At 70.0% G+C, this 12,066-nt stretch carries 13 protein-coding genes; 8 read left to right on the forward strand and 5 right to left on the reverse strand.

Annotated features, from left to right (window positions below; translation table 11 throughout):
- Positions 1 to 3: 3 nt before the first annotated feature.
- Entirely contained in the window at positions 4 to 1,587 is a 1,584-nt protein-coding gene (locus tag KOL93_RS07665) for an HNH endonuclease signature motif containing protein (protein WP_221584752.1), read from the reverse strand.
- 298 nt (positions 1,588 to 1,885) lie between these two features.
- Here KOL93_RS07665 and KOL93_RS07670 point away from each other — a divergent pair, with 298 nt between their 5' ends.
- The gene (locus KOL93_RS07670; protein ID WP_221584753.1) at positions 1,886 to 2,296 is read left to right on the forward strand and encodes a VOC family protein; all 411 of its coding nucleotides are present in this window, start codon (positions 1,886 to 1,888) and stop codon (positions 2,294 to 2,296) included.
- Between the two features lie 34 nt (positions 2,297 to 2,330).
- Here KOL93_RS07670 and KOL93_RS07675 read toward each other — a convergent pair whose 3' ends face one another.
- On the reverse strand, positions 2,331 to 3,461 hold the full coding sequence (locus KOL93_RS07675; protein WP_221584754.1) for a DUF3137 domain-containing protein: 1,131 nt from the start codon (positions 3,459 to 3,461) through the stop codon (positions 2,331 to 2,333).
- A gap of 76 nt (positions 3,462 to 3,537) precedes the next feature.
- On the opposite strand from KOL93_RS07675, the gene KOL93_RS07680 reads away from it, so the two are divergent.
- The 7 genes from KOL93_RS07680 (at position 3,538) to KOL93_RS07710 (ending at position 9,715) form a co-directional block, all read left to right on the forward strand.
- A complete protein-coding gene (locus KOL93_RS07680; protein ID WP_221584755.1) occupies positions 3,538 to 4,482 on the forward strand; it encodes a hypothetical protein in 945 nt (314 codons plus the stop codon).
- A gap of 154 nt (positions 4,483 to 4,636) precedes the next feature.
- Positions 4,637 to 5,554 (forward strand): phosphate/phosphite/phosphonate ABC transporter substrate-binding protein, encoded by a 918-nt coding sequence (gene phnD / locus KOL93_RS07685; protein ID WP_221584756.1) that lies wholly within the window; start codon positions 4,637 to 4,639, stop codon positions 5,552 to 5,554.
- A 2-nt stretch (positions 5,555 to 5,556) separates the two neighbouring features.
- Positions 5,557 to 6,360, forward strand: coding sequence for a phosphonate ABC transporter ATP-binding protein (gene phnC / locus KOL93_RS07690; RefSeq protein WP_221584757.1), 804 nt, complete (start codon positions 5,557 to 5,559; stop codon positions 6,358 to 6,360).
- Positions 6,360 to 7,232, forward strand: coding sequence for a phosphonate ABC transporter, permease protein PhnE (phnE, locus tag KOL93_RS07695; RefSeq protein WP_260406086.1), 873 nt, complete (start codon positions 6,360 to 6,362; stop codon positions 7,230 to 7,232). The genes phnC and phnE overlap by 1 nt, the downstream gene beginning before the upstream one ends.
- Positions 7,229 to 7,993, forward strand: coding sequence for a tyrosine-protein phosphatase (locus tag KOL93_RS07700; RefSeq protein WP_221584758.1), 765 nt, complete (start codon positions 7,229 to 7,231; stop codon positions 7,991 to 7,993). Before phnE ends, KOL93_RS07700 begins: the two co-directional genes overlap by 4 nt.
- Positions 7,990 to 8,604, forward strand: a complete 615-nt coding sequence (locus KOL93_RS07705; RefSeq protein WP_221584759.1) for a TetR/AcrR family transcriptional regulator — start codon at positions 7,990 to 7,992, stop codon at positions 8,602 to 8,604. The genes KOL93_RS07700 and KOL93_RS07705 overlap by 4 nt, the downstream gene beginning before the upstream one ends.
- Before the next feature lie 73 nt (positions 8,605 to 8,677).
- Positions 8,678 to 9,715, forward strand: a complete 1,038-nt coding sequence (locus tag KOL93_RS07710; RefSeq protein ID WP_221584760.1) for a hypothetical protein — start codon at positions 8,678 to 8,680, stop codon at positions 9,713 to 9,715.
- A 139-nt stretch (positions 9,716 to 9,854) separates the two neighbouring features.
- On the opposite strand, the gene KOL93_RS07715 is transcribed toward KOL93_RS07710, so the two are convergent.
- From KOL93_RS07715 to KOL93_RS07725, 3 genes are all read right to left on the reverse strand, one after another.
- Positions 9,855 to 10,184, reverse strand: coding sequence for a DUF202 domain-containing protein (locus KOL93_RS07715; protein ID WP_221584761.1), 330 nt, complete (start codon positions 10,182 to 10,184; stop codon positions 9,855 to 9,857).
- On the reverse strand, positions 10,181 to 10,585 hold the full coding sequence (locus tag KOL93_RS07720; protein WP_221584762.1) for a YidH family protein: 405 nt from the start codon (positions 10,583 to 10,585) through the stop codon (positions 10,181 to 10,183). Before KOL93_RS07720 ends, KOL93_RS07715 begins: the two co-directional genes overlap by 4 nt.
- A 76-nt stretch (positions 10,586 to 10,661) precedes the next feature.
- Positions 10,662 to 12,047, reverse strand: coding sequence for an MFS transporter (locus KOL93_RS07725; protein WP_221584763.1), 1,386 nt, complete (start codon positions 12,045 to 12,047; stop codon positions 10,662 to 10,664).
- Positions 12,048 to 12,066 lie beyond the last annotated feature (19 nt).

Consider the following 12,066-nt stretch of genomic DNA (forward strand, 5'->3'; position numbering starts at 1 on the left):
CCGTCACGCCGGGACCGGTGCCATCTCGCGCGGCGGGGTGATCTCGCCGTTCGCGATCCGGTCCGCGAACACCCGCTCGCAGGTCTCGACGCGCGCCTCGTCCCACGCGAGAGCATGCGCAAGCATCGCGTCGGTGTCGGCATGCCGCTCCCGCTCACACATCTCCCGAGCCTCCGCCTCGCGCTCGCGTCGTTCCCGAGCAGCACGATCATCGGGCTCCTCCCGGAAGAACACCCGACTGATCGGCTCGTCCGTGTAGACCAGCCCCGCCGGGCTCGTCCACTCCATGACCCCGCCGGTGATCTGTCTGACCTGCCAGCCGGAGTGGTGCTTCATCACGTGATGCGCCTCACACAGATGCGCGAGATTCACCACGTCGGTCGGGCCGCCGCGGGCATAGCCTCGCGTGTGATCGATGTCGGATCTTCGGGCCGGTGTCGTGCATCCCGGGAACCGGCACGTCACGTCGCGCCCGATCAGTGCCCGTCGCTGCTGCTCGGAGGGCCGATATCGATCCACGGCGACGATCTCGCCGGTGTCGGGGCGAGTGAACAGCCTCTCCCACCCGGCCGCGGACCCCGCGACGATCCGCGCCGTATCGGGTGCGGCGAGCCCGCCCTCGTCGATCCAGGACGTGCCGGTGTCGGGGTCGATGATCTGCGAGACCGGGATCGTCACCTGCACGCTCGCCACGATCCCCTGAAGCGCTGTTCCGGTGCCGGCGGAGTGGAGTTCGTGCCCGGTGGGTGAGGCGGTCAGGAGGATGTCGGCGAGCAGGTCGGCACGCAGCTGATCCATCGTGCGCACATCACTCGCCCCCACCGACAGCGCATCCGACATGTCGATACCGCCGGTGACCGGCACACCCCACCCCTGTTCCGGAGCGAACCCGTGCTCCCGTTCGTAGGCGGTGCGGGCACGGCGCCGGTCGGTCTTGATGATCGTCGCCATCTGCGTGACCCGGCCCTGGATCGCGCGCGCTTCGAGCGTGGGCAGGAACGCCCACAGCTCACTCATCCCGTCCTCACGCTCGGTGACGACCACACGGCGGCCGGTGCGGGCACGCTGGTGGCGTTCGCGCAGCGACAGCGGGGCGAGGTGCGCGGCGCGCATCGTCGCGATCTTCTCCACCTCCCGGGGAGTGCGCGTCTCCGCGAACGCCACCACCTGCGCATCGAGCGTCGCCCGGGCACCGGCCTCGAGCGACGCCCCGGTGTCCGCGATGACATCCGCGTGGCGCTTCGAGATGCGCCCCTCGACCAGGGCGGTATGCGTGACGGGGTAGTCGGTGACGAGTCGCTCGGAGGCGTCCATCCGGTTCTTCGCCGCAGCAGGGTGCGTGCGGGTCGCGGCGGCGACTTCCGCGGCCATCGCCCGCCGCGCATAGTCGGGACCGTGAGACGACACCGACCGCGCCCCGTCGGCATGAGCGATGCGGGCGAGCTCGGCCAGCAGGACGGCCTTCTCGCCCTCGGCGCGCGCGATCACCCGGTCACGATCGACGACCTGCGCGATGAGGCCCCGCACCCGGTCACGCTCGGCAGGTGTCAGCCCCGCCAGTCGCGTCGCGAACCGTTCCTCATCCATGCCTCCGAGGCTACGAGCAACCCCTGACATTCGAAGAGATGTTCGATTCTGAGAGACGTGCTGGAACGCGCCTCAGCCAGAGCTGCCCTCCGATCGCGGGCAACAGCCGGGCCCGCCGATGTAGCCGAGGCGGCGGTGCCGGGGCGAGCGGGAACCGCTGTGCCAGAGGGCGGCACGGCGGTGCCGGATCGGGCGATCTGCGTCTCGTGCATGCGTCGGCGTCCTCGCCGCCACGCGTGTCGCCCGTCGGCGTAGAATCCGGCCACACGGTTTTCCCTGACCGGATCGGAGTTCCGACATGCGCACGCTCCATACCGCCCTGCGTGTCGCCGACGCCGAGCGCTCGGTCCGCTTCTATGGCGCCCTCGGCTACGAGGTCGTCGGCCGCGTGCCCGAGTCGCCGGTCGGCGCGCTCACGATGCTCAAGCTCCCCGGCGATCCGTTCGTGGCGATCGAGTTGGCGCACGACCCGTCGCGCGGGCCCGTCACTCCCCACGACGGCCATATCGCCGTGCAGGTCTCGTCTGCGCGCGACAGCGCCGCGCGCCTCGCGGACGCCGGGTTCTCCGTCGAGGATCCCGTTCTGCTCGATTCCGACACCGACTTCTGGACGGCCTGGGCGAGCGACCCGGACGGCTATCGGATCGAGCTCGTCCAGTGGCCCGCGGGCCACAGCGCCGGCATGACGGCGGCCGATTTCGCCTCCTGAGTCGCTCCGCCGCACGCGGGATCGACGGCTCCGATCAGTCGAGCTGCGAGAGGACCTGGAGGATGACGAAGATCGCGACCGCGAGGAATCCCGTCCAGGCGAATCCGCGGCGCTTCAGACGCCGGCCGGGGTCGGCGACGCCCTTCGGCGGGCGCAGCGTCGCGGGATTCTGCATCGCCGGATTCTCGATGTGGTCGGGCGCGATGGGCGCGACCTGCGCCGGTGTCGCGTGTGACTGCTCGGCGCGGAGGCGGTCGTCGCGCCAGCGCCCCCACTGCGCCATCTTGTCGAGCATCGCGCCGACGACCGAGAACAGCCACGCCCAGCGCCGAGGATCCAGCGTCGAGACGTCCTTCCCGGTGTAGAAGAACAGCCAGTCATCGACGATCTCGACGTCGAGCTGTGCCGAGCTGTCCATGAAACGCGCCATGATGTCGGGCGTGAACAGGTAGAGCGCGTCGGCCTCGTAGCCCTCGGGGCAGTAGAGGCTGAAGTGCTTGTGGAAGTCGCCCTCGAGTTCGAGCCGCTGATCCTTCCTGAACCCGATCGGCAGGTTCGATCCGAACAGGCCGTTGTTGCCCTCGGCGTCGAGGACGATGTGGGGCAGCGGGGCGTCGAGCCGCACGGCGATGTATCCCCAGGTGTGCGTCTTCTCGGACTTGCCCGATCCGGTCTTGTAGCGGTAGTTGCCGAACTCCACGAAGCGCGGCTCGTCACCGCGGACGAGGTCGTTCGACCGTCGCCCGCGCCCGACCCCGAACAGCATTCCGGGCAGCTTCGGCGCGCTGTACCCCGGGTGGAAGGTCATGTTGTTCGCCTGCGCGAACCGGTCGAGCCGGTACGCCGTCGTGGCTCCGCCCGCGACCTGATGGACGATCGCGAGCACGACGAACACGCCGCCGACGAGCAGGAACGGCAGGCCGGCGAACCATGCCGGCGAGCGCGCGATGATGCCGCTGGCGATCGCGCCGAGCCCGACGAGCACGAACACGCTGCCGATCGCGACGAACAACACGAACGTGAGCGTCTCGCCGAGCGACCGGTCGTTCGCGTGCCAGAGCGGGAACCGCGTCGAGAGCGAGCCCTTGAACGCTTTGACGGCTCGCCGGTCGACAGGCTCCGTGAGCGCCCGCGCGTCGAATCCGTACGTCTCCGTCTGCTGCATGACCTCTACGGTAGGACGAACCCCCGATACCTCCAGCGGGCAGGTCTGCCCGGGGCGAGTTCCGTACGCTGGCCGCATGGAATGGGTGAGCGATGTGTCGGCGGGCGACTGGATCCGGGAGCGGCTGGAGTGGGATCCGCAGGCCTGGACGATCCACCACCTCGTGCCGGAGGGGATGCCCGCCTACGCGCGGATCTTCCATCCGATCCACCGCGAGCGGCCGGTCGGGCGGGCGTGGCCGCCGGAGGGCGACCTCGACGCGTGGGAGCGGTTCGCCACCGACGAGCCCGAGATCGACGCGGAGAGGATCACCTGGAAGCAGGCCGCAGATGTCTTCGGTGCGACGATGCACCCCTTGGCCCAGTGGGGCGGGATCATCGGTGCGGAGCCCGACGACTGGAACCCCGAATCGGCCCGCGACGCCGACGGATGGCGCTACGACGGTCCGAACGGGGGTGGGATCATGCCGGAGGTGCTCGCCGGCCTGGCGGCACCGCTCCTCGCGCACACGTCGACGCCCGACGACGGCTTCGTTGCCGTCTGGGAGGGCTGGGGTGATCTCGTGGGGGCGATGTCATCCCGCCACGGGCTCCGTGGCGACACTCCCCACGAGGCACTGATGCAGGCCAGCGTGAAGGACGTGTTCAACAACGTCTTCCGTCGACCCAAGTGGCGCCCGGGGATCCTCTCCGACGAGATCTCGCGCGGTCCGCGACTCGAGCTTCGCGATCGAGGCCATGTGCTCTTCCGCGCGACGCCGCGCACGTGGGCAGATCCGTCGTGGCCTGCACGCGTGCCGTGGAGCGAGGAGAACTCCGAGTGGACGCACCCGCCGAGCCTCATCTGGCCGGCGGGGCGAGAGTGGGTCGTGGCGGGCGACATCGACCTTGACACGTCCCTCGTCGCGGGATCCGTCGACCTGATCCACGCCCTTGTCGAGGATCCGGCGGTCGAGGCGTCCGAGATCCCCGCCGGCGGACGGCTCTGGGGCCCCGACCCGATCAATGGGCCGCGCGGCTGAGCTCGTACGGGATCCGAGACCGCGGATCCCGTAACCCCGTGTTCACTCAGTATTCCGTTCCGGTACCGACAGTCTCGTAATTGCCGGTCACCTCGCGTCGCCACGATGAAGCCATCCCCGCTCGGGGAGCCTCCCCTCCCGAAAGGCTTCATCCATGCGACTTCGCGCACCCCTCGCCCTCGGCGCTCTCGCCGCAGGTTCCGCGCTCCTTCTCGCCGGATGCTCGGCGAGCTCCGCCGACGCCGGCACCGATGACGACGTGATCCGCCTCGCGACGCTTCCGCTGACGGACGACCCGTCGGTCGAGACGCCTGTCGAGGCGCTGACGACCCTCCTCGAGGAGGAGACGGGCATGACCGTCGAGGTCACCGATGTGCCCAACTACTCGGCCGTGATCGAGGCGATCCGCGGCGGCCACGAGGACATCGGCCTCATGAGCGGCTTCCCGACGGCGCTCGCGGTCAGCACGGGCGAGGTCGACTCGCTCGTCGCGTGGCCCGGAACCGACGAGCCCGTCTCCACGTGCCTCGTGCTCGACGACTCGCCCCTGCAGTCGCTCGAGGACATCGAGCCCGACACGACGATCGCGTTCGCCGACCCCGCCTCCAGCTCGGGCTTCTTCATGCCGACGCACATGCTCGACGCGGCCGGGCTCACGGCGGGCGAGGACTACGAGGAGCTCTTCGCCGGCGGTCACGACCGCAGCTTCATCGCGCTGCAGGAGGGCCAGGCCGACGTCGCCTGCACGTCGACGATCTTCCCGTCGATGGCGGGGCAGGGCGATCCGATGTTCCCCTTCGACGAGGGCGAGACGCGCTCGATCGGCGAGAGCATCGGCATGCCGATCTCGATCTCGGTGCTCGGAAACCAGGAGATGAGCGAGGAGAAGCGCGCGGCTCTTCTCGAGGCGCTTCCCGCCGTCTTCTCGGAGGACAACCGCGACGAGCTCGGTCTCTACATGGAGGGCTTCCCCGAGGGCGTCGAGCCCGTCGTGGAGCCCGACACGGAGATCTTCCAGCCCTTCGTGGACATCGCCGCCATCGCCGACGTCGACATCTCGGACCTCGAGTGATCATGCAGACCGCGACGGCTCCCGAGCCCACGATCACCGACGAGCGGCGTGTCCGCATCCGCGACCTGCGCGTGCAGTATGCGCCGGACGCGCCCTTCGTCCTCGACGGCGTCGACCTCGACCTGCACCGCGGCGAGATGGTCGCCCTTCTCGGCTCGTCCGGATCCGGCAAGTCGACGCTCATGAAGGCCCTCACCGGCTTCGCCCCCATCAGCTCCGGCACCGTGCAGGCCGGGGACTTCGACGTCGCGCACCTCGGGCGCGGCCAGCTGCGCCACCTGCGGTCGCACGTCGGCCAGGTGTTCCAGCAGTTCAACCTCATCGGCCGCCTCAGCGTGCTGACGAACGTGCTGACCGGATCCCTGTACGGCGCGGGCCCGGTCAACATGCTCGGCACGTTCCGCAGCGAGGACCGCAAGCGGGCGCTCGAGCTCCTCGACCGCGTCGGCATCGCGCACAAGGCGGGCGACGAGGCGCGCTCCCTCTCGGGAGGTCAGCAGCAGCGCGTCGCGATCGCGCGGGCTCTCATGCAGAACCCGAAGCTGATCCTCGCCGACGAGCCCGTCGCGTCGCTCGACCCCAAGATGAGCCGCGTCGTGCTCGAGCTGCTGCACGCCATCGCGCGCGAGGAGCGGATCCCCGTGCTCGTCAGCCTGCACGTGGTGCCGCTCGCGCTGGAGCACTCCGACCGGATCGTCGGCCTGCGCCACGGCGAGATCGTCGTCGAGGGCGCGACGCCTCAGCTCGATGAGGCGATGCTCGCCCCGGTCTACGACATCGACGACGACGCGGAGGAGGCGAACTGATGGCCATGCTCGAAGCCCAGGCCCACCCGCAGGAGCCCAAGAGGAAGCCGCGCAGGAAGGCGACCCAGCAGACCCAGCTGGATCCGCACGCCCGCGAGCGCATGGAGAGAGCGTTCCGGATTCCGAGGGCGCGCTTCCTCGTCGGCGTCGTCGCCGCGGTCGCCCTCTTCCTCTGGTCGGCGAACGGCGCGCAGTTCGACTTCCTCAAGCTCGGCGAGGGCGCCGCGAACATGGGCGAGTTCGTCCTGCGGATGTTCCCGCCGGACTTCTCGAACTTCGACACCATCGTGCTGCTGCTCATCGAGACGCTGCAGATGGCGATCGTCGGAACCGTGCTCGGCTCGGTCCTGTCCCTCATCATGGCGTTCGGCGCCGCGAGCAACATCGCGCCGAGGTGGCTGTACTACCCCTGCCGCTGGGCGATGAACATCATCCGCGCGCTGCCCGACCTGGTGATCGCGCTGATGTTCGTGTCGGCCGTCGGACTCGGGCCGTTCGCGGGGATCCTCGCCATGACGATCGGATCCATCGGCACGATCGGCAAGATCTTCGCCGAGGCGATGGAGGCCGTCGACCGCGGACCCATCGTCGCGATGGAGTCGGTCGGCGCGTCGAAGCGCCAGGTCATCCAGTACGCGATCCTGCCGCAGGCCCTGCCGATGCTCACCAGCTACACCCTGCTGCTGTTCGAAGGCAACGTGCGCGGAGCGACGATCCTCGGCCTCGTCGGCGCGGGAGGCATCGGCCTCGAGCTCACGACCGCCATGAACCGCTATGAATACGGCTACCTGTTTGCGATGGTGATCTGCATCATCGTGCTCGTCACGATCATCGACCAGGTCAGCGCCATCATCCGAAAGAAGATCACATGACTCTCACGTCCGAGCTCCCGCTCACCGCCCCCGTCAACCTGCGCGACCTCGGCGGGATCCCCGTCGCGGGCGGCACGCTGCGCCCGGGATTCGCGATCCGGGCCGACGATCTCTCGGTCGTCGATCACGCGAGCGCGGCGGATCTCGTCGACGCGGGCCTCGCGGCCGTCGTCGACCTGCGTTCGCACAACGAGGCGCAGTTCACGGGGCGCGGGCCGCTGGGCGAGATGCCCGTGACCTACCACCACGTGCCGTTCATGGCGTCGCTCGGCGAGGCGCGCGAGAGCGCGTCGCCCGACGAGATGATCGACCAGACGCAGTTCGAGCGGATGTACATCCGCATGTACGAGTCGGCGGCGCCGCGCATCGTCGCGTCGCTCGGCGTCATGGCGACGGCGCCCGGGGCGACCGCGTTCCACTGCGCCGCGGGCCAGGACCGCACCGGCGTGCTCGCCGCGTCGCTGCTGCTCGCGCTCGGCGCCGCGCACGACGTCATCGTCGAGGACTACACGCGGACGGGTGTGAACTCGCAGGCGATCATGGAGCGTCTCGCGCCCGTGATGGGGCCGATCATGGCGCAGCATGGCTTCGACCTCGAGGACGCCGCCCGGGCGGCGACCCGCAAGGAGTTCTCGCCCGCGCCGATGGAGGGACTGCTCGCCCACCTCGAGAAGACGTACGGAGATCCCCTCGTGCCGCTGCGCGAAGCCGGGCTCACCGACGGCCTCGTCGCGACGCTTCGGGAGCGAGCGCTGGCGTGAGCGGAGCGGTTCTCGACGCCGGGGTCGCCGCGCGCGGCCCCGGCCGTCCGCGCACCGAGGGTCACGACGAGCGGATCCTCGACACCGTCACCCGGCTGATCGACGACGGAGCGCAGGTCACGGTCAATGCCGTGGTGGCCGGCTCGGGCGTCTCGCGCGCCGCGCTGTACCGGAGATGGCCGAGCATGACCGACCTCATCGCGGCCGCCCTGGACCGCGGCCGCGCGGCGGTCGAGGTCGACCTGAACGGCGACATCAAGCAGGCGCTCGTCGCGCTGCTGTTCGGGGATCCCTCGGCGGTGCGCGGCGCGACGTACACCGAGCGGCGGTTCCGCACGCGGCTCGCCCTCGTGATGCAGAACCCCGAGCTGCAGCAGGCCTACTGGACGTCGCACGTGCGGCGGCGCCGCGGATCCGTCCACGCCGCGCTCGCCGAGGCGGTGCGCCGGGGCGAGCTGCGCGACGACATCGACATCGACGCCTGCATCGACATGATCAACGGCGTCTTCTACTATCAGGCCGTCGTGCGCGGCTCCCGCATCGAGGCTCCCGACGTCCGTGCGCGCTGCCGCGCGGCATTCGAGGTGGCCTGGCGGGGGATGGCGGCGTAGCGCCACGGATCCGTTCCGGCGGACCCGCGACGGGTGTCCCGGATCCGCGCCGCATCTCGCCCATACTGGCCAGATGATCGCGATCGACATCGTTCCCGTGGCGCTGCCCGAGACCGTCGATGCACCCGATGCGCGCGACTTCGTCGACTACGTCGCCGTGACGAACGCGGCGATGCGCGAGCAGACCGGATCCGCCGCGCTGCGGCAGCGGCCGGAAGACGTGCTCGCGAGCATGCGGGAGACGGACCATGCGATGTGGTCGGCGTTCCTCGCACGGATCGACGGCGACGCGGTCGGCGCCGCGCAGCTCGTCGCGCCGTTCGGCGAGGGGTCCCACGCGAGCATGGGCGTCTTCGTGACGCGGCGCATCAGCGGCGGCCGCATCGAGACGATGCTGATCAAGGAGGTCGAGCGGGCCGCACGCGATCTCATGCGCAGCCGGATCCGCGCCGTCTCGCTGCACCGTGCGGATCCCGGCGGGCCGACGATCGCGTCGGAGGACGACGCCGGATCCGTGCCGAGGGATCCGCAGTCGCGCTCGCTGTCCGACGCGGGGTACGCGCTCGGCCAGGTGATGCGGTACAGCAGCTGCGACCCGCAGGATCGTCGGATCGACGAGCATCTCACCCGGGCGCGCTCGCGGACGACGCACGACTACGAGATCGTCTGGTGGGTGGGATCCGCCCCCGAGGACATGGTCGACGACTACGCCGACGTGCTGGGCCACGCGACCGCCGACGAGTGGGACATCGCGCGGGTGCGAGCGCGCGAGGCGCGGTTCCGCGAGAGGGACGGTGTGCTCGGCGTCGCGGGAGCCCGCCACCTGCGCACGGGGCGCCTCGTCGCCGTCAGCGAGCTCTTCATCGGCCAGGACCGCTCCGCGACCACGGCGACGAAGAACACGCTCGTCGTCCCCGAGCATCGAGGCCACCGGCTCGGCCTGCTCACGAAGTGCACAGCTCTCACCGCGTGGCGCGACGTCGCGCCCGCGTCGACGGAGATCGTCACCGCCAACCCGGAGGACGACGCCCACCTGCTCGCCATCAACGAGGCCGTCGGCTTCGAGCCGATCTACTCGTCGGGGGAGTGGCACAAGATCATCGCGGTGTGAAGCGCTCCCCGAGGCAGGATCCGGCGCGTGTCGCCTCCGAGCGCGCCGAGACGCTGACGATGCGCTCGCTCGCTGGGGATTTCGGCGGATCCGCGGATCTCTCGACGAATGTTCAGCGGCTCGCGGCAGCCCCGACCGGTCAGCTGAACGCGACGACGGCCGCGGCCGCGATGCCCAGCAGCATCACGAGGCCGCCGAGCGCGAAGACCGCGGACGGCGGGGGCGCGACGCCGTTGCGGGAGCCGGCGAGCAGTCGCCGCGAGCGGGAGCGCTGCGTCGCGCCGAGCACGACGGCGCCGACCGATGTCAGAAGCGCCGTGACGATGAGGACGATGCCGATGGTCTCCGCCCATCGCACGCCGATGAGCCCCGCGAGCAGCATCGCCGACGACGTCCTGCTCCACGCGAGCCACGTGCGCTCGGGCTGCAGGCCGGCGTCGCCGACCGTCTTCGCGGGCGCCGCGGTCATGCCGTGAGGACCATCACGATCGCGCCGGCCGCGCCCGCCGCCGAGACGAGGGCGAGCAGCGGCACGATTCCGGGAACGGGAAGCGGCCGTCCGTGGCGCATGCTCGACTCGACCCGCCACCAGCGGGTGCAGGCACCGACGCTGATCAGCACGCCGACGGTGATGACGGCGATTGCGATGCTCTTGTGCGCCACCTCGGGCCAGGTGCCGATCCCGAATGCGCCGAGCGCGACGCCGCCCGCGATGAACGCGAGGGCGGTCCGGATCCACGCGAGGAACGTGCGCTCATTGGCGAGCGAGAAGCGCGGATCCGGTTCCGTCCCGCCGCGGAAGACGCGTCGCGTCAGCGGCCCGCGGCTCGGGGACCGGGGTGCGGGATCTTTCGACTCGTCAGGCGTCATCGGGCACCACGCTACTCGCTGGCATCCGCGCCAATCCGGGTGGGGTGATGGGGATTCGGGCGGCGGCGAGGTCGAGTCATCGTGCGGACCTCGTCAGCTGCGGCGTCGCGGCCCCCTTCGGACCTGGACTGGCGGAATCGTCGTCAGTCTCTAGCGGCCGGCGGCGGTAGAGCGCCACTGCACCGGCGCCGACCAGCGCGAAGAAGGCCCAGTACGCCCCGATCCACCATTCGCCGCCCGAGGGGAGCAGCATGAATGCCGACGCGATCATCGGAGTCATACCTGCGCCGATGGCCGCGGCGGCCTGATAGCCCAGCGAAGCTCCTGAATAGCGCACCTCCGGCGGGAAGAGTTCGGCGACGTACGCAGCGATGGGTCCGTAGACCATCCCCTGGACGATTCCGTTGCCGACCACGATCGCGACGGCGTAGTTCCCGAGCTCGCCCGTCGCGATGAGGTGGGCGAGCGGGAAGGCCGCTGCTGCGGTCGTGAGCGTCGCGATCACGAGCGCACGTCGGCGGCCGATTCGGTCGCTCACGCGGGCCATCGCGAAGGTCACGATCATCGTGACCACGGCTGCAGCGGCCTTCCAGTTGAGGACGGCGGTCTTGTCTTCCCCCGCCTCCACGGCGACGGAGACGCCCCATACCGTCACGATCGCCTGCGTCGTGTAGACGCTCATCGTGACGAGCAGCGCGATCGCGACAGGGGCGAGATGGTGCCGCATGACGTCGACGAGGGGAATCCGACGGGAGTCGCGCTCTGCTTCGAGCGACTGGAAGGCGGGGGTCTCAGCGACGCGCAGCCGGACGACGAGCCCCACGACGATGAGCACGGCCGACAACAGGAAGGGAATCCTCCAGCCCCAGATGACGAATTGGTCGCCGGTGAGGACGGTCATGAGGGAGAGGACGAGCGTCGCGAGCACGGCGCCGGCCGGCCCGCCGGCGTTGGCGAACGCCGCGGCGAAGCCGCGCTTGTCCTTCGGAGCATGCTCAAGCGCCATGAGGGCCGCCCCGCCCCACTCTCCGCCGACGGCGATGCCCTGTGCGATCCTCAGCACCAGGAGCGAGATCGGCGCGATGGCGCCGATCTGCGCGGTCGGCGGCATGAGACCGATCAGGATCGTGACGGCACCCATCATCAGCATCGAGAACACGAGGGCCTTCTTGCGCCCGACGCGGTCGCCGAAATGGCCGAAGATGATGCCGCCCAGCGGTCGAGCGATGTACCCCGCTGCGAGTGTGGCGAACGAGGCGAACAGGGCCAGGCCCGGACCGAGGTCAGCGAAATACAGGGCGCTGAACACGATCGACGAAGCCGTCGCGTAGAGCATGAAATCGTAGAACTCGATCGCCGACCCGATGAAGCTCGACGCGAGGATGCGTCGCATATCGGTGGTGTTGAGCGACGTCTGGACACCTTCGGCGTCTGTCGTGGAGCTGCGTCGTTGCTGATCCATGGGGTTCTCTCTTCCGAAC

This window comes from Microbacterium salitolerans, from assembly GCF_019720895.1.
In the GTDB taxonomy this organism is placed as follows: Bacteria; Actinomycetota; Actinomycetes; order Actinomycetales; family Microbacteriaceae; genus Microbacterium.